The 16,829-nt window shown below is 61.8% G+C and carries 15 protein-coding genes; 12 read left to right on the top strand and 3 right to left on the bottom strand.

The features are described 5' to 3' along the window. The first annotated feature begins 3 nt into the window (after nt 1-3). From KUV72_RS01330 to KUV72_RS01355, 6 genes are all read left to right on the top strand, one after another. Nucleotides 4-798 carry an enoyl-CoA hydratase/isomerase family protein gene (locus KUV72_RS01330; protein WP_206939879.1) on the top strand — a complete coding sequence of 265 codons (795 nt, stop codon included), beginning with the start codon at nt 4-6 and terminating at the stop codon, nt 796-798. A gap of 24 nt (nt 799-822) precedes the next feature. Then, a complete protein-coding gene (locus KUV72_RS01335; RefSeq protein ID WP_222161715.1) occupies nt 823-2,010 on the top strand; it encodes a CaiB/BaiF CoA transferase family protein in 1,188 nt (395 codons plus the stop codon). A 176-nt stretch (nt 2,011-2,186) separates the two neighbouring features. Continuing rightward, entirely contained in the window at nt 2,187-3,410 is a 1,224-nt protein-coding gene (locus tag KUV72_RS01340) for a pyridoxal-phosphate-dependent aminotransferase family protein (protein ID WP_222237177.1), read from the top strand. Between the two features lie 65 nt (nt 3,411-3,475). Further along, a complete protein-coding gene (locus KUV72_RS01345; protein ID WP_222237178.1) occupies nt 3,476-6,490 on the top strand; it encodes an FAD-binding and (Fe-S)-binding domain-containing protein in 3,015 nt (1,004 codons plus the stop codon). Between the two features lie 87 nt (nt 6,491-6,577). Beyond that, nucleotides 6,578-7,606 (top strand): low-specificity L-threonine aldolase, encoded by a 1,029-nt coding sequence (ltaE, locus tag KUV72_RS01350; RefSeq protein WP_206939871.1) that lies wholly within the window; start codon nt 6,578-6,580, stop codon nt 7,604-7,606. An 88-nt stretch (nt 7,607-7,694) separates the two neighbouring features. Continuing rightward, a complete protein-coding gene (locus tag KUV72_RS01355; protein WP_206939869.1) occupies nt 7,695-8,219 on the top strand; it encodes a gamma carbonic anhydrase family protein in 525 nt (174 codons plus the stop codon). A gap of 155 nt (nt 8,220-8,374) precedes the next feature. On the opposite strand, the gene KUV72_RS01360 is transcribed toward KUV72_RS01355, so the two are convergent. Both KUV72_RS01360 and KUV72_RS01365 read right to left on the bottom strand, forming a co-directional pair. Further along, a complete protein-coding gene (locus KUV72_RS01360) occupies nt 8,375-8,527 on the bottom strand; it encodes a hypothetical protein (protein ID WP_222237179.1) in 153 nt (50 codons plus the stop codon). A 500-nt stretch (nt 8,528-9,027) separates the two neighbouring features. Beyond that, complete coding sequence (locus KUV72_RS01365) at nt 9,028-10,731, bottom strand: L-lactate permease (protein ID WP_222237180.1); 1,704 nt, start codon at nt 10,729-10,731, stop codon at nt 9,028-9,030. A gap of 356 nt (nt 10,732-11,087) precedes the next feature. Between KUV72_RS01365 and KUV72_RS01370 the strand changes: the two genes are divergently transcribed. The 3 genes from KUV72_RS01370 (at nt 11,088) to KUV72_RS19785 (ending at nt 12,954) form a co-directional block, all read left to right on the top strand. Continuing rightward, on the top strand, nt 11,088-11,801 hold the full coding sequence (locus KUV72_RS01370; protein WP_222237181.1) for a glutathione S-transferase N-terminal domain-containing protein: 714 nt from the start codon (nt 11,088-11,090) through the stop codon (nt 11,799-11,801). A gap of 665 nt (nt 11,802-12,466) precedes the next feature. Then, nucleotides 12,467-12,829: a hypothetical protein gene (locus KUV72_RS01375; RefSeq protein WP_206939861.1), complete on the top strand. Its 363-nt coding sequence runs from the start codon at nt 12,467-12,469 to the stop codon at nt 12,827-12,829. Beyond that, nucleotides 12,826-12,954 carry a hypothetical protein gene (locus tag KUV72_RS19785; protein ID WP_261317280.1) on the top strand — a complete coding sequence of 43 codons (129 nt, stop codon included), beginning with the start codon at nt 12,826-12,828 and terminating at the stop codon, nt 12,952-12,954. Before KUV72_RS01375 ends, KUV72_RS19785 begins: the two co-directional genes overlap by 4 nt. A gap of 273 nt (nt 12,955-13,227) precedes the next feature. Here KUV72_RS19785 and uraD read toward each other — a convergent pair whose 3' ends face one another. Then, on the bottom strand, nt 13,228-13,746 hold the full coding sequence (gene uraD, locus KUV72_RS01380) for a 2-oxo-4-hydroxy-4-carboxy-5-ureidoimidazoline decarboxylase (RefSeq protein WP_222237182.1): 519 nt from the start codon (nt 13,744-13,746) through the stop codon (nt 13,228-13,230). A 291-nt stretch (nt 13,747-14,037) separates the two neighbouring features. On the opposite strand from uraD, the gene uraH reads away from it, so the two are divergent. The 3 genes from uraH to KUV72_RS01395 all read left to right on the top strand — a co-directional run bounded on the left by uraH (nt 14,038) and on the right by KUV72_RS01395 (nt 16,680). Beyond that, nucleotides 14,038-14,391: a hydroxyisourate hydrolase gene (gene uraH, locus KUV72_RS01385; protein ID WP_222237456.1), complete on the top strand. Its 354-nt coding sequence runs from the start codon at nt 14,038-14,040 to the stop codon at nt 14,389-14,391. A gap of 212 nt (nt 14,392-14,603) precedes the next feature. Then, nucleotides 14,604-15,842 carry a urate hydroxylase PuuD gene (locus KUV72_RS01390; protein WP_222237183.1) on the top strand — a complete coding sequence of 413 codons (1,239 nt, stop codon included), beginning with the start codon at nt 14,604-14,606 and terminating at the stop codon, nt 15,840-15,842. 103 nt (nt 15,843-15,945) lie between these two features. Next, nucleotides 15,946-16,680, top strand: coding sequence for a GntR family transcriptional regulator (locus KUV72_RS01395; protein ID WP_222237184.1), 735 nt, complete (start codon nt 15,946-15,948; stop codon nt 16,678-16,680). The last annotated feature ends 149 nt before the right edge of the window (nt 16,681-16,829 follow it).

Consider the following 16,829-nt stretch of genomic DNA (forward strand, 5'->3'; position numbering starts at 1 on the left):
GACATGAGCGACAACGATCAAGGCCAGGTGCACTACCACAGTGAAGACGGCGTCGCCTGGCTGACCTTCGATCGCACCGCCAGTCGCAACGCCATGACCTGGCAGATGTACGACCAGCTCGAGGCTCACTGCGAGACCATCGAGAACGACCCGGAGCTGGTCGCGGTGGTGATGCGCGGCGCCGGCGGCGAAGCCTTTGTCGCCGGCACCGACATCAAGCAGTTCGCCACCTTCGACAAGGGTGAGGATGCCATCGCCTACGAGCGTCGCATCGACCGAGTGGTCGGGCGGGTGGAGAACCTGCCGCTGCCGACGCTGGCGCTGCTGGAAGGCTTCTGTGTCGGCGGTGGCGCCGCCATCGCCCTGGCCTGTGATTTCCGCCTGGCCACGCCAACGCTCAAGTTCGGCATTCCCATCGCCAGGACCCTGGGCAACTGCCTGTCGATCACCAACGTCTCGCGGCTGGTCGAGCACGCGGGTATCGCCCGGGCCAAGCAGGTCCTGATGGCGGGTGAGCTGGTACGCGCCGAGGAGGCCCTGGCCCTGGGACTGGTAGGCGAGGTCGTCGACGCCGAGGCCATCGAGGCGACGGTGGTCGAGCGCGCGCAGGCGTTCAAGGAGCGCGCTCCCTTGACCGTGCGGGCGGCCAAGGAGGTGATCCAGCGGGTGATCGAGGCGCGCCGCCCGGCCTTCGACGCCAGCGACGACTGGATCGCTACCTGCTACACCAGCCGCGACTTCAAGGCCGCGGTCGACAAGTTCGTCAACAAGACACCCTTCCGCTGGCAGGGTCACTAAGGCCCTGAGGCAAGGAGACTCACAATGCTGCCACTCGATGGGATCAAGGTACTCGACGTCTCGCAGATCATGGCCGGCCCCTACTGCACCATGGTGCTGGGTGACATGGGCGCCGAGGTGATCAAGGTCGAGAAGGCCAACGGCGGCGACGACAGCCGCCAGATGGGCCCCTACGTCGAGGACGAATCGACCTGTTTCGCTCAGATCAACCGCAACAAGAAGAGCATTTCGCTCAACCTGAAAGAAGAAAAGGGCCGCGAGGTGTTCTATCGCCTCGCCAAGGAAGCCGACGTGGTGGTCGAGAACTACCGACCCGGCGTCACCCAGTCCCTGAAGATCGACTACGACAGCCTCAAGGCGATCAACCCGGGACTGATCTACTGCTCGATCTCGGGCTATGGCCAGACCGGCCCGTCGCGTCACAAGGGCGGCTTCGACCTGGTGGCCCAAGGCATGAGCGGGCTGATGTCGATGACCGGGGAGCCAGGTCGACGTCCGCTCAAGACCGGGGTCGCCGTCTACGATATCGGCGCCGGGTTGACCGCCATCTACTCGATCCTGGCGGCCTATATCCACCGTCAGCGCAGTGGTGAAGGCCAGCACTTGGACATCGCCATTGCCGAGTGTGGCCTGCCCTGGTTCACCTGGGAGGCGGGCGCCTACTTCTCCGAGGGCCGAGTGCCGCAGGCAACCGGCTGGCGGCACCGGGTGTCGGCGCCTTATCAAGCCATGCGCGTTCGCGATGGTTACATGATGCTCGGCTGCGCCAACCAGCGGACCTGGGAGCGTTTCTGCGAAGACGTCATCGGGCGCCCCGAGCTGATGGTCGACGAGCGCTTCGCGACCAACCTCGATCGCGGCGCCAACGTCGAGACACTGGAAGCCATCCTCGAGGACATTCTCGGGCAACAGGATCGCGCCTACTGGCTCGAACGCTGTGACGCCGCCGGGGTGCCGGCTGGGCCGATCAACGACTTCGACCAGGCCATGCACGACGAACACTACCTGGCCCGCGAGATGGTGCTGGAAGTCGATCATCCCACCATGGGGCGAATGAAGACCCTGGGCTTTCCCAGCAAGTTCTCGGCGACCCCGTTGGCGATTCGCCAGCCGGCGCCGCTGTTTGCCCAGCACACCGATGAGGTGCTGGGGGAGATCGGGCTGGCAGCAGACGAGATCGACGCGCTGCGCCAGCAAGGCGCCGTGCGCTGACACCTCCCCCCTCGATCGGCAGCGAGCATCTGTTAGGTCGCTGAATCGGTGGGCCGATGTCGCCGTAAAAATTGCATTCATTATTACAAGTTATTCCAAGAGGGGCGCGCTTGCTCTTGGCGCCCGAACCGCTATCCAGGTGTCGCCCAGTGCGACGCCTGGCCAGGAGGCCCTACATGCTGAATCTCGACTATCATCCCAGCGGACGTCACTTCCTCCAGATTCCCGGCCCTTCGCCGGTACCGGATCGCATCCTGCGTGCCATGAGCCTGCCGACCATCGACCATCGTGGTCCCGAATTTGGTGCGCTGGGGCGCGAATTGCTGGGCAAGGTCGGCAAGATCTTCAAGACCGATGGCCCGGTAGTGATCTACCCGGCGTCAGGCACCGGGGCCTGGGAGGCGGCTCTGGTCAACACGCTGTCACCAGGAAACCCGGTGCTGATGTTCGAGACCGGGCACTTTGCCTCGCTGTGGCAGCGCCTGGCGCGTCGCCTGGGGCTGGAGCCTGAGTTTATCGGTATGCCTGGCGCTGAGGGCTGGCGCCATGGTGTCGATGCCAACATGATCGAAGCACGCCTCAAAGAGGACACCGAGCACCGGCTCAAGGCGGTCTGCGTGGTACACAACGAGACCTCTACCGGTGTGACCAGTGATATCGCCGCGGTGCGCCGGGCGATCGATGCCGCCGGCCACCCGGCGCTGTTGCTGGTCGATACCATCTCGGGGCTTGCCAGCGCCGACTATCGCCACGATGAGTGGGGGGTCGACGTCACGATCTCCGGCTCCCAGAAGGGACTGATGCTGCCGCCGGGCATCAGCTTCAACGCCATCTCCGACAAGGCCCTGGCCGCCAGTCGCGAATCGCGGCTGCCCAAGAGCTTCTGGGCCTGGGACGAGATCCTTGAAGCCAACCAGGGCGGCTACTGGCCCTATACCCCCAATACCAATCTGCTCTATGGCCTCAACGAGGCCATCGACATGCTGCTGGACGAGGGGCTGGATAACGTTCTGGCCCGTCATCAGCGCTGGGCAGCGGGGGTGCGCGCGGCGGTGAACGCCTGGGGACTCGAGATTCAGTGCCAGGACCCCGAGGTCTACTCGCCGGTGCTGACCGGCGTGGTGATGCCGGAGGGCGTCGACGCCGATGCCGTGCGCAAGCTGATCTACGAGCGCTTCGATCTGTCGCTCGGCACCGGGCTTGGCAAGGCCAAGGGACGCATGTTCCGTATCGGCCATCTGGGTGACTGCAATGACCTGACGCTGATGGCGACCCTGGCCGGCTGCGAGATGGGGCTGAAGCTCTCCGGGGTGAGCCTCGCCGGCAGCGGCGTCGAGGCCGCCATGGCGTACTTCTCCGAGAACCCGGCGCCACACGTGGCGCGCCTGGCTCGCGATTGAACCACCATCCGCCCGCCGGCGTGCGTTGGCGCCGGCGGTCCAGCCAGGTTGCTGAGGAGAGGGTAATGAATTCGTTGACGTCTACTGTCACGCCCCGAAACGCTCGCATCCAGCCTCTGCCGAGCTTTGCCGAGCGCCTTGCGCGTGAGTTGAAGGGGGAGGTGCTGTTCGACGCCGCCAGTCGCGGTCGTTATTCCACCGACGCCTCGATCTATCAGATCACCCCGGTAGGCGTGGTCATCCCGCGTCATCAGGATGATCTCGCGCTGACCCTCGACATTGCGCGGGATGAGGGGATTCCGGTGCTGGCCCGGGGCGGGGGGACCAGTCAGTGTGGCCAGACCGTGGGCGAGGCGCTGGTGGTCGACGTCAGCCGTCACCTCAACGGTGTGGTGTCCTTCGACAAGGAGGCACGCACCGTCGTGGTGGAGCCGGGAATGGTGCTTGATCATCTCAACGCCTGGCTCAAGCCCCATGGCCTGTGGTTTCCGGTCGATGTATCGACCAGCGCCCAGTGCACGCTGGGCGGCATGGCGGGCAACAACTCCTGCGGCTCGCGCTCGATTCATTACGGCAACATGGTGCACAACGTCCAGGCGATGGATGTGCTGCTGGCCGATGGCGAAGAAGCGTACTTCGGGCGAGTTGACGAGCTTGTCGCCGGCTCTCGGGCGGCGATGCTGGCAGAGCGCGTCGAGATGATTGCGCGGCGTGAGCGTGAGCGCATTCGCGAGCATTTCCCCAAGGTGCTCAGGCGGGTGGCGGGCTACAACCTGGACCTGTTCGACTGCCAGAACCCGCTGCCGTACGAGGCTGATGGACACGCCAATCTGGCGCACCTGCTGGTGGGCTCCGAGGGCACCCTGGGGGTGACGCGACGGCTGACCCTGAAGCTGTCACCACTGCCGCAGCACAAGGTGCTGGGCGTGGTGAACTTCCCCACCTTCTATCAGGCCATGGACCTGACCCAGCACATCGTGACCCTGTCACCGACGGCGGTGGAGCTGGTGGACCACACCATGATCTCGCTGTCGCTGGAAAACCCGGCATTTCGCCCTGTCATTGAAAAAGCCCTGATCGGCAAGCCAGAAGCCGTGTTGCTGGTGGAGTTTGCCGGTGAGGACCGGGAGCAACTGCTTAAGAACCTGGCCCGGCTGAATGAGCTGATGGCTGACCTGGGACTGCCGGACTGTGTGGTCGACATGCCGGAGCCCAGCGCCCAGAAGGCACTGTGGGACGTGCGCAAGGCCGGGCTGAACATCATGATGAGCATGAAGGGCGACGGCAAGCCGGTGTCCTTTATCGAGGACTGCGCGGTGCCACTTGAGCATCTGGCGGAGTACACCGACAAGCTCACTGAGGTGTTCCATCGCCATGGCACCGAGGGCACCTGGTATGCCCACGCCAGTGTCGGTGCGCTGCATGTCCGTCCCATTCTCGACATGCGTCGTGACGGGGCCGAGAAGATGCGGGCCATCGCCGAGGAGGCATCGGCCCTGGTCAAGGCCTACAAGGGGGCCTACTCCGGGGAACACGGCGACGGCATCTGTCGCGGCGAATGGGTGGCCTGGCAGTTTGGCGAGACACTCAACGACGCCTTTCGTGAGGTCAAGGGACTGTTCGATCCGTCGAACCTGCTTAACCCCGGCAAGATCGTCGATACCCCGAAAATGGACGAATCTCGTCTGTTCCGGTTTCCCCCGGACTACCAGCGCATCGAGGTGACGCCGGTACTCGACTGGTCTCCGTGGAACGTTGAACGGGACCCCATGAACGGTGAGCAGACGGCACCCGGCACTGGAAGCGACCGCACGGGAGGGCTCGCCAGTGCGGTAGAGATGTGCAACAACAACGGTCATTGCCGCAAGTTTGACGCTGGCACCATGTGTCCCAGCTATCGCATCACTCGAGATGAAAAACATCTGACCCGCGGGCGTGCCAATACCCTGCGCCTGGTGCTGTCCGGCCAGCTCGGTCGCGACGGCCTGGCCAGCGATGAGGTCAAGGAAGCGCTCGACCTGTGCGTCTCGTGCAAGGGCTGCAAGCGCGACTGTCCTACCGGTGTCGACATGGCCAGGATCAAGATAGAGGCACGTGCCGCCCGGGTGGCGCAGCACGGGATCGGCCTACGCGAGCGGTTGATCGGTGACCTGCCCAGACGAGCGCCCATGCTGAAGCGCCTGGCTCCACTGGTGGCCGCCATCGAGCAGGTGTCGTGGGTTGCCAACCCGCTCAAGCGTGCTCTTGGCCTGGCGCAGGAGCGTGCCCTGCCCAGAGTGACGTCGGACTACCTGGGCGACATGGTCGGACACACGGCGGACATGGCGGCGGGTGAGGGTGCCACGAGCGGCGAAGTGGTGCTGTTTGTGGATACCTTCAACAACTACATGGAAGCCGACAATGCGGTGGCGGCTCATCGGGTGCTGCAAGCGGCGGGCTATCAGGTGACGCTGGCCAGGGGGCCTGATCGCCGACCGCTGTGCTGTGGTCGAACCTATCTCGCCAGTGGCCAGGTGGAGCGCGCCAAGCAGGAAGCCAGGCGAACCCTGGAGGCGCTGGCGCCTTACGTCGAACGAGGCGTCGCCATCGTCGGGCTCGAACCATCGTGTCTGCTCACGCTGCGGGACGAGTTCCTGGGATTTGGCTTTGGTGAGGCGGCCAAGCGTCTGGCAGCCTCCAGCTATCTATTCGAGGAGTTTCTGGTGCGGGAGCAGGATGCCGGGCGCCTGAATCTGGCACTGGGGCCGTTGGCCACGCCGCGTGCGCTGCTGCATGGGCACTGTCATCAGAAGGCCTTTGGCGCGCTGACGCCGGTGCAGACGGTGCTGTCATGGATTCCCGGCCTTGAGGTCAACACCATCCAGTCGTCGTGCTGTGGCATGGCCGGCAGCTTTGGCTACGAACGCGAGCATTTCGACGCCTCCATGCAGATGGCGGAGCTATCGCTGCTGCCCGCCGTGCGAGAGGACGAGGAGGCGTTGATCGTGGCTGACGGTACCAGCTGTCGCCACCAGATTCGCGATGGCGCCGCACGGGAGGCTCGCCACGTGGCCGTGGTGCTGGCCGAGGCACTGAGATGACGCAGCGCGTGGCGGTGATGACAGTGCTCACAGCGCAGCCGGGCTGGCATACTCGAGCACACGAGCAGCCAATGCGGGGATAACGCCATGATCGATCTACGTAGTGATACCGTGACGCAGCCCACCGATGCCATGCGCGATGCCATGGCGATTGCGCCGGTGGGTGATGATGTGTGGGGTGATGACCCTAGCGTCACTGCCTTCGAGTCGGAGGTGGCCGATCGCGCCGGCTTTGCGGCTGCGGCGTTCTTCCCCTCTGGCACCCAGAGCAACCTCACCGCGATGTTGGTGCACTGCGGGCGAGGAGACGAAGTCATCGCCGGGCAGGCTTCGCACATTTACCGCGATGAGGGGGGCGGTGCCGCCGTCCTGGGAGGCATTCAGCCGCAGCCGCTGGCCCAGCAGCCTGATGGTCGTATCGCCCTGGATGACATTGCGGCGGCGATCAAGGGCGATGATATCCACCACGCGCGCACGCGTTTGATTGCCCTGGAAAATACCTTTCAAGGCCGAGTCTTGCCCCAGGACTATGTGGCGGCCGTCACCGGGCTTGCGGCGGACAGAGGTCTTGCCTGTCATCTCGATGGTGCTCGGCTGTTCAATGCCAGCGTTGCCACCGGGAAGTCGTTGGCGGAGCTGTGTTCAGGTTTTGACTCGGTATCCCTGTGCTTCTCGAAGGGCCTTGGCGCTCCGGTAGGGTCACTGCTGCTGGGAGGTGAGCGCTTCATTGACTCGGCTCGGCGTTGGCGCAAGACGCTTGGCGGCGGCATGCGCCAGTCGGGCCTGCTCGCCGCCGCCTGTCGCCATGCGCTGCATCACCATGTGGAGCGGCTGGCTGACGACCATCGCCACGCGCGCCAACTGGCGGAGTGGCTGGCGGCGGTCCCCGGTATTGGCGTTTTCGGACAAGCGACCAACATGGTGTTCATGGATGTGCCGGCCCCCCATTGCGCGGCGCTGGAAGGATATCTGGCCGAGCGAGGCATTCTTGTCGCCGTCAGGCCGCGCACGCGTCTGGTCACGCACCTCGGGATCTCTGAGTCGGACGTGCGCCGTGTGGCGACAGAAATCTCCGGCTACTTTGCCTCCCTCGCCCAGGAGTCGACAACGGAGTAGGCAGAGTTTGGAAACAGCGTCCACTATATAGTCAGGGTGGACGCTCATCGCCACCCATCCACAAGGACAACGACGTCAGGAGCGGGCCATGGCCATCTATCGTCTGGGTAACCATTCCCCTCATATCCATCGCAGCGTGTTCGTCGCCGAAAGTGCCGAGGTCATCGGCCAGGTCAAGCTGCACGAAGACGCCAGCGTGTGGTATCAGGCCGTATTGAGGGGCGATACCGAATCACTCGAGATTCAACAGGGCAGCAATATTCAGGATGGTGCCGTGCTGCATGCGGATCCCGGCTATCCGCTGGTCGTGGGACCAGGCGTGACGGTGGGGCATCAGGCCATGTTGCATGGCTGCACCGTGGGAGAGGGGACGCTGATCGGCATCCAGGCGGTGGTGCTCAATGGCGCGGTGATCGGCAAGAATTGCCTGATCGGTGCGGGTGCCCTGGTCAAGGAAGGCGCCGAAATTCCCGACAACAGTCTGGTTGTAGGTGCACCGGCGAGAGTCATCCGTGAGCTCAATGACAAGGCGATTGCTGCACTGAAGGACAATGCCCAGGGCTATGTCGAGAAAGCCAGGCTGCATCGCACGCGGCTAGCCAGGATTGGCTAGCGCTTGCAGCCAGCGACTGGACGGCGCCTCCTCAGGCCAGGTTGGCCGAGGAGGCGCCCGTTGGAGACAAACTGTCTGGCCGTGCGCCTCCAGGGCAAGCGCCTGCTGCTTTCAGCACGGGCGAACGCGTGCCGGCCAGCTTCCCGCTGTTTCGCTCAGGAGCGTCGCCTGGCGGGCCGGTGGGAGCGCCGGGCCCTTTGTGGTACGGGGATCTTGGTGCGGACCAGCGCGGCATCAGTAGGGCGTGCTGCCTGGGTGATGATGATGGCAGCAATCACGGTGATCAGGGCGAACAGAAAGTAGGACATGATAAGTCTCCTTGTCAGCGTGGTGGACTCGCTGGACGGTTTCGCCCCATCGGCGAGGGTGTCCTGAGTCGTCCCTTGATGCGAGGCTGCGACGCGGTCTCGCCTTCCTTTATTGGTCGTCATTCCCGGATGGGCCGTCATTCCCGGCGACCTTGGTGAAAGCCTTCCTCTATTATCTGTGCGGTGCTATAGAACTGGCACGGCGCTAACTACCTGCCTTGATGTCACTCTAGGTGGCCCTGAGCCTGATCGCCATATCAGCACAGTAGTATTCAAATTGTGCTGAGAGGGGCGCCTGGCTTGGCGCTATGGAGGCATCGCCTCGGGCGATAGGTAGGCAGTGGTGAGCCACCTTGCAGGCCTTCGAGAGTTCGCGGCAGCCCTTGAACGCCTGTGCAACGCCTGTTTTGACCCTTGAGACAAGTCGCCTGGCAGGGCAACCAAAAAGGGCGCCACCGGTGGTGACGCCCTCGTTGCGCGACGTGTCGAGCGTGACGGGATTACCCGGCAAGTCCCATCAATGGATCACTGATCCCGACCACTTGCATGGCCACGAGCCCGATCAGACCTGCCGCGAGCACATAGTAGATCGTTGGCAGAATGGTCTTGCGAATCGTGATGCCTTCACGGCCCAGCAAGCCCACCGTTGCAGAGGCTGCGACCACGTTGTGGATGGCGATCATGTTACCGGCAGCGGCACCCACAGCCTGCAGCGCGACCATAAGCGCAGTGGAGACACCGAGCTGTTGGGCCACGTTGAACTGGAAGTCGGCCAGCATCAGGTTGGAGACGGTATTGGAGCCGGCAATAAAGGCGCCAAGGGCACCGACGGCCGGTGCGAACAGCGGATAGATGCCGCCCACACCATCAGCCACGGCGGTGGCCATGGCGACGGGCATGGAGGCCAGGTCCGCGCCGTTGACGCCTGAGTTGATAAGAATACGCACCATCGGAATGGTGAATACCAGCACGAAACCTGCTCCCAGCAAGGTGCGGGTGGATTCCCCGAAGGCCGCCTTGAGCTGGCTGCCGTTCATACGATGCAGCAGGGCGGTCAACAGGACCACCATCAACAGGATGCCCCCCGGCAGGTACAGCGGCTGCAGGCTGCCGGAGATGCCAGCTTCGCCCAGAATATCGCTGAAGCCGACGCTGATGGAGGTCAGGGCCTGCTTGAACGGATCTACCGTACGCGACAGTACCAGCAGCACCGCCAGCAGTACGTAAGGTAGCCAGCCCATGAAGGTGCTCATCGGCGCGCGGCCCACGACATCATCGGCCTTGATGCTGAGCTTGCCGATCCAGTGCTTGGGCCAGCTGTCCGCGTCGGGAAAGTCCCAGCTCTCCTTGGGCATCAGGAAGCCGCGACGGGCGGCAGGCACGACGATGGCCAGGCCTACCATGGCGCCGATCATCGAAGGAAACTCAGGTCCCAGGAAGACACCCGCCAGGGCGTAGGGCACGACGAAGGCAATGCCGGCGAAGATGGCAAAAGGCGCAATGGCCAGGCCTTCCTTCCACGAACGGTTGGCGCCGAAGAAGCGCACCATCACGCTGACCATGAACAGCGGCATCAGGATGCCCACCACGGCATGGACCAGCGCCACTTCACCGGCGATCAAACGGAAGTACTCCAGCCAGGTGGCACCGCCAGCCTCCAGCGAGGCAGTGATGCCTGCCTTGTCCAGGCCTCCGGCCACGCCCACCACGATCGGGGTGCCGACAGCACCGAAGGACACCGGTGTGGACTGGATCATCATGCCGACAACGACCGCGGCAAGTGCCGGGAAGCCCAGGGCGACCATCAGTGGGGCGGCGACCGCTGCTGGAGTGCCAAAACCCGAGGCACCTTCGATAAAGCAGCCAAACAGCCAGGCCACGATGATGGCCTGGACCCTGCGGTCAGGGCTGATGCCGGAAAAACCGTTACGGATGGCGGCAATGCCACCCGAGTGCTTCAGCGTATTGAGCAACAAGATGGCGCCAAAGATGATCCACAGGATCGCTACGGTCAGGATCAACCCCTGCAGGGTGGAAGCCATGACCCGGGTAAAGGTCATGTCCCAGGCCAGCAGAGCGATCAATGCGGTGACCACGAAGACGATAGGCATGGCGATCTTGGCAGCCATGCGCAGTCCAATCAGCAGAATGCCTGCCAGGACGAGCGGTATAAAGGCGATCAACGCTAGGGAGGTATCGGTCATGGTGTTGGGGTCTCTTGTCGTGTCCTTGTTTGTAATTGCCGTTGTATGACGTGCCGGTCGCATCTCGACCTAAGGTTCGGACAAGGCGGCACGATAAGCTGACTCACGGCGTTGATCTAGCTCTGGGATATTGGTCAGACCAAAATGAGAATGCTGAGTTGTTTTTGGATTTAACGAGTTAAGCATTTATTTACAATAGCTTAGAGTCTTTGGCTCAGCCTGTCCCCGCTGTCGAACGGGCAAGATTGTTAGACTAATGGACAGCAAAATGTCGATATTCCTGCATCGCAAGCGTTGGCGACGGTGGTGGGGGATGGCACTATCAGTGGACACTTTGTTGAAATGGGGTATTTGGCATGGCACTGGTGATGTATGACCTGTGTGGCATCGATGAGGCGCTGCGCTTCTCTCCGTTTTGCTGGCGGGCCAAGCTTGCGGTAGCGCATAAGGGCCTTGAGCTGGAGACGCGCCCCTGGTGTTTCACCGAGAAGGAGGCGCTTGAGTTCTCCCATCACGACAAGGTGCCAGTGATGGTGGACGGCGATAACGTCATCACCGACAGCTTCGAGATCATGCAGTACCTTGATCGTGCCTACCCTGAGGCACCTTCCTTGCTGGGCGACTCGATGGGCCAGGCGCGAGCACGCTTTTTCAAGCATTACAGCGAACGGTCCCTGCAGCTGCCGATTCTGCGCACCATCGTGATGGATCTGATAAATGCGATTCACCCCAAGGATCGCGACTATTTTCGCAGTACCCGGGAAAAGCGCCTGGGCATGACGCTTGAGCAGTTCCATTCGCCGGCGAAGGGCTTGAGCCAGCTGGATTCCGCCCTGGAACCACTGCGGGGCCAGCTCTCTGGCAGCGATTTTGTGGATGGCGATGCTCCGGCTGGCGCCGACTACCTGCTCTTTGCGAATTTCATGTGGGCCCGCACTGTCTCTACCGCGGACCTGGTCTCCAATGCGGATCCGGTTTACGCCTGGCTGGAACGTATGCTGGACGTCAACGATGGCATGGGACGCAAGGCCGTGCGTATCACTGATATCGAGGGCGCATATCGGCCCTGAGCGCTGATGGGAAGAACGATGATGTGAAGCGCGGCGGACGTAGACCTCGATACGTCTGCTGTTCGCCGAGCTTTACGCCTCGTAAACTGCGCTTTCTCACCGATTGTTGCCTTGTCTAACCTTCGCTCGTGGACTTTTCGGACAAAGCGTAGGCCCGTTCTCTTTGGACTTTTCCGGCCCGGTCTCTTTTCTCCCTTCCACTGCCTTTACCTATCTTGCTTTCTTGCGGCTCTTGTCGCTGTCGCTTCTCCTCCGTCTAGTTCACCGCTTTTCATCGGGACAGTAACGGAGCACGCGATGTCGTCTTTTCTTACAAAGTGTACGAATACAGGCCGCCAGCCCTCGGATAACGGATTGTCACCGGTGCGTCACTTTCCTCTTGCTATGGTCAGATGAGGCTGGCTCTCGATGTGATGGTGAGTGCCGCTGCCATAACTGACTGCCTCGGCCCCGAAGGGGGGCGGCGCCCGCGTATATGTCTTATATGATGTTGCGGCGCAGCATGGGGCGTTCTAGTCTTCATGTGGCGAGACTAAATTGTGCTCGTTTGAAGACGCGATATATCACAGGCAGCACTTGTCTGGCTGGGCGGACGCAAGCGTGAGTCATGAGTCGCCCTGACCGATGTTCTGGCGTGCTGGCTGACTTCCTAGGGAGACACCGAAATGAGCAACAACAAGGCCATGCCGTCCATCGACAAGATGATTCCCTCCATGGACACGCTATTCACCCCCTGGCGCGAAAGCAGCCTGCTGACACTGGAGTATTCACAGAAAATGCTCGATGTGCGCTTCAAGGCCATCGACTCGGCGGTCAAGGCCGGCATCGCTCAGGCGCGTACCTGGTGCGAGGTCAGCGATGCTGAGAGTCTTCGCAACGCCAGTCAGGCACAGCAGGAAACGCTGTCAGCCATTGGTGAGACCTTGAGAGTGGAAGGCGAAGAGCTGTTTACGCTGAGCAAGGAATATCAGGAAAAGTGCCAGACGGTCGCCCGCCAGGCTCTGGATGTACCCAAGGACGAGTCTTGAATAGCCGTGACAAGGCATCGGATACCGCCAGCTGCGCAGCGCTGATCGCCCCATCGGATCCGATCAAGCCCGGAGCGCTGATCAGAATGAGCGGCGTGAAGATGGCCTGGTCGTCAATGCGCTGACGACGCAGTCGCCTCCCGAGACAGCGTGCTGCCGTTTGACAGGGCCACAGGACGACAGACGGCCCGTCGTAAGGACGACGGGCCGTTTTTCTGTCTTGCTCCCCTGGCTTCAGACAGAGCGAATCTGCCCAGCTATGTTGCGGGCTATGTTGCGGGCTATGTTGCGGGCTATTTTTCCGGTCCGAGCCATGTGCTGTACGCAGTCCTGAATCGCAGGTCTGAATCAATAGAGGGCCGTATCGCCAGGCGGTGCCGGTACGGCCGCTTTTACGCCTATTGAGCTCGTGCCTCCAGCCGAAAGCGAGCGATACGGTTGATTTGAATGACGGCCTCGTGGCGCTCCTGCTCGGCGCTGTTGTCCAATCGCTGCTCAAAGGCTGCCAGGATGGTATGACGATTGCCGCCCTTGACCGCCATGATGAAGGGAAAGCCAAAGCGTGCCTTGTAGGCATCATTGAGTCGGGTGAATCGGGCGAGTTCTTCCGGGGTGCACTGGTCCAGGCCTGCTCCCGCTTGTTCGCGGGTGGAATCGTCTGTCAGCTCGCCCACGGCGGCAGCCTTGCCCGCCAGGTCGGGGTGGGCGCGAATGACTTGCAGCTGTTCCTCGGGTGATGCCTCCAGCAGCACCTCGCCCATGAGGTGGGCTAGCTGCGCCGGGTCATCGTGCTCGGTGGCGAGCCCCCGAGCAAAGGCGCGTTCCGCCACCCAAGGTGAGTGCTCGAAGACGTCTCCGTAAGTATCGACAAAACGCTGTTGGTCCATCTGGCTGGGACGTTCGCTGAGGGTGGGCATTCGCTGGCTCCTGTGATCTGAGGATAGCGGGGTGGTTCGTCGGCTCGGCTACCGGTGATGGGCGGTTGAAGACGAGGCGGCGATCTCGCTGCGACTTCGCTTTTTCAAACTGTATACAAAAAATTGTTTGAAATGTACTCTACATTCGATCAATGATGTTTACCATGATATCGGTCTCTTCGTCTTGCCGGTTGACGTCCTGGCCTGCGCTTGCTTGATCGGTGCGGCCAACGCGACTGACCACCTGATGACGGTTCACCTAAAGACTGACCACCATAAGTGAGGATCATGATGGGACGCCTGACGACGCATGTACTGGACACAGCGCTTGGCCGCCCTGGCCAAGGAATTCGTATCGAGCTCTTCCGCCTTGAAGGAGACCGTCGCGTACATTTGGGCGATGTGATCACCAACGACGACGGACGTTGTGATCATCCGATTCTAGAGGGCAGTGACCTCATCGAAGGGGAATACGAGCTGGTATTCCACGCAGGTGACTATCTGCGCGCTCAAGGCATCGAGGCTCGCGAGCCACGTTTCCTCGATCGGATTCCGTTGCGTTTCGGGGTTGCCGATGCCGCTGAGCACTACCATGTACCGTTGCTGCTCTCGCCCTATAGCTACTCCACCTATCGGGGCAGCTGAGAACGTACTGCATACATGCTCGCCGGGGCGAATGGCAGCGTTGCGCGCCGCTTGAACACCTCATTGGAATAGAGGCTTCGGGGGCCGAGCTGCTGGCGCCGAGCGCCTTGTCCCGCTCGGTTGATGTATGCAGCGCTTCGCTCAGGGGCCGCGACGTGTCTGCACTCGGGCAGCCCTCTGCTTTCCAATAATAAACAGCCGGGATTAGGACTATGTCATCTTATCTGTTGGACGTGAGCAACTTCATGCTGCGCTGGCTCCATGTCATTGCCGCCGTTGCCTGGATCGGTGAGTCCATCTATTTCGTCATGCTCGACAATTCGTTGAAGACACCCAAGGCGGAGGAAGATCGCAGCAAGGGCGTGTTTGGCGAGATGTGGGCCGTCCACGGTGGCGGTTTCTACCACAACCAGAAGTATGCGACGGCTCCGGCGAAATTGCCGGATGATCTCCACTGGTCGTTCTGGAAGGCGTACACGACGTGGCTGTCAGGCTTTGCCCTGTTTGTCATTTTGTATATGGCGAATCCCGGCTTCTATCTGGTCAACCCCAACAGCCCATGGCAGTGGGCGGCCAACATGACGGGGTGGCAGGCCAATATCGTGGCACTGCTGTTCCTGCTGGGTGGCTGGGTGGTTTACAACGAGATGTGCAAGCGTGTCAGCCCCAATATGGAGCGGGATGGTCTCTTGAGTGTGGGGGTGGCCGTCATGATGGTGGTCGTGGCCTACCTTAGCGTGCATATCTTTGCGGGGCGCGCGGCATTTCTGCTGACCGGCGCCGTCATGGCGACGGCCATGTCTGCCAACGTCTTCTTCTGGATCATCCCTGGCCAGCGCCGCATGGTCAAAGCGATGAAGGCCGGTGAGGCACCGAACCCGCTGGACGGCAAGCGCGGCAAGCAGCGCTCGGTCCACAACACTTACTTTACGTTGCCGGTGGTGCTGTTGATGATCAGCAACCACTATTCCTTTGCCTACAGCAACGACTGGGCCTGGGTGATCATGGCTCTGCTGATCTTTGGCGGGGCATTGATTCGTCAGTACTTTGTGTTGATGCATAGTGGTCAGCACAAGCCTGGCTATCCGATCCTTGGCGTGGCGCTGATCCTGCTGGCCTTCGCAGTGGGAAGTCCGTGGCTGGCAAGTGGTTCGGTGGCCTCCTCTTCCTCCTCCGACAGCTCAGTGGTGGCGTCAAGCGACGGAGGGGCGACGCCTCTGGCGCGAGTGCATGCGGTCATGGAGGAGCGCTGCGTCAGTTGTCACGCGGCCCAACCTTCTCATCCCGGGTTCTCTGCTCCTCCCTTGGGTATCGCACTGGACACTGAAACTCAGACCCAACAACACAAGGCACAGATTCAACAAGTGGTCGCCAGTGGCTACATGCCACTCGGAAATCTGACGCAAATGACCGACGACGAACGTACCTTGATCGCCCACTGGGGAGAGTGACACCGTGCGGGGGCAAGCGTGGAGAGCAAGCGGGTGGTGATGGTTCTTGTTGATGGCGTATGTCGTATACAATAACGACATACTGACTCTGAGGGCTATGCTGATGAATCAGCGCGTAAAAGCGTCGCCATCTGCCACGTCGGCGCCGCGCCAGGGCAAGAACGGTGATGGCGCCGAGCGACATGAAGCGATTCATCGGTCCATCAGTGATGCCATCATCGAGCACCGGCTGAAGCCGGGAGCCCGCCTGCGCGAGGATGCCCTGTCGGACGTGTTCGGTGTCAGCCGAACCGGCATCCGCAAGATCCTCCAACGTCTTGCGCTGGAGGAGCTGGTGACCCTGACGCCACGTCGCGGCGCCAGCGTGACGCGTCCTACCGCTGACGAGGCCAAGGACGTGTTCGATGCGCGCCAGATGGTGGAGTGCGGGCTGATGCCCGACATTGCCAGAAGGATCACCAGCGCTGATATCGACACGCTGCGTGAGATGGCGCGACGTGAACGCGATGCACTGCGCACTGGGCAGCAAAGCGTGGCCATCAGGCTGTCGGCGGATTTTCATACCTATCTGGCCAGGCTGTCCGGCAATCGGACACTGGCCGACTTCGTTGAGCGTCTGTGTTCTCGCAGCTCCCTGATTCTGGCGGTGTACGGTAACACCGGTCACCTGGGCTGTGAGTCCCATGACCACCAGGACCTCATCAATTTCCTGGCCGAGGGCAAGGCTGAGCGCGCCGCAGCATTTATGGGCCGGCACCTGAAAGCCATCGAAGCGTCCCTATCCATCGTCGAGGAAGAGAACGAGGCGCCCAACCTGTTCGAGATCTTCTCCCGCTGACACCGCCAAGCGACGCCCCAACATAGCGCCACAATGCCCCAAAAAAGTCCCGAATCATCAGCAGATGGTTCGGGGCTTTTCGCTGGCAGTACGGCATCGAACTTTGCAGAGCGCCAACGCAGCACCTTGCGCTGGGCCGACAACGTATC

The organism is Halomonas sp. DP4Y7-1 (assembly GCF_019800705.1).
Classification (GTDB): Bacteria; Pseudomonadota; Gammaproteobacteria; order Pseudomonadales; family Halomonadaceae; genus Halomonas; species Halomonas litopenaei_A.

Excerpts from the sequence above, each read along its gene's own strand:
- uraH (WP_222237456.1), top strand. The coding sequence starts at position 14,038 with ATGGGACGCCTGACGACGCATGTACTGGACACAGCGCTTGGCCGCCCT.
- KUV72_RS01355 (WP_206939869.1), top strand. The coding sequence starts at position 7,695 with ATGGCCATCTATCGTCTGGGTAACCATTCCCCTCATATCCATCGCAGC.
- KUV72_RS01330 (WP_206939879.1), top strand. The coding sequence starts at position 4 with ATGAGCGACAACGATCAAGGCCAGGTGCACTACCACAGTGAAGACGGC.
- KUV72_RS01340 (WP_222237177.1), top strand. The coding sequence starts at position 2,187 with ATGCTGAATCTCGACTATCATCCCAGCGGACGTCACTTCCTCCAGATT.
- KUV72_RS01360 (WP_222237179.1), bottom strand. The coding sequence starts at position 8,527 with ATGTCCTACTTTCTGTTCGCCCTGATCACCGTGATTGCTGCCATCATC.
- KUV72_RS01390 (WP_222237183.1), top strand. The coding sequence starts at position 14,604 with ATGTCATCTTATCTGTTGGACGTGAGCAACTTCATGCTGCGCTGGCTC.
- ltaE (WP_206939871.1), top strand. The coding sequence starts at position 6,578 with ATGATCGATCTACGTAGTGATACCGTGACGCAGCCCACCGATGCCATG.
- KUV72_RS01345 (WP_222237178.1), top strand. The coding sequence starts at position 3,476 with ATGAATTCGTTGACGTCTACTGTCACGCCCCGAAACGCTCGCATCCAG.
- KUV72_RS01370 (WP_222237181.1), top strand. The coding sequence starts at position 11,088 with ATGGCACTGGTGATGTATGACCTGTGTGGCATCGATGAGGCGCTGCGC.
- uraD (WP_222237182.1), bottom strand. The coding sequence starts at position 13,746 with ATGCCCACCCTCAGCGAACGTCCCAGCCAGATGGACCAACAGCGTTTT.
- KUV72_RS01335 (WP_222161715.1), top strand. The coding sequence starts at position 823 with ATGCTGCCACTCGATGGGATCAAGGTACTCGACGTCTCGCAGATCATG.
- KUV72_RS01365 (WP_222237180.1), bottom strand. The coding sequence starts at position 10,731 with ATGACCGATACCTCCCTAGCGTTGATCGCCTTTATACCGCTCGTCCTG.
- KUV72_RS01375 (WP_206939861.1), top strand. The coding sequence starts at position 12,467 with ATGAGCAACAACAAGGCCATGCCGTCCATCGACAAGATGATTCCCTCC.
- KUV72_RS01395 (WP_222237184.1), top strand. The coding sequence starts at position 15,946 with ATGAATCAGCGCGTAAAAGCGTCGCCATCTGCCACGTCGGCGCCGCGC.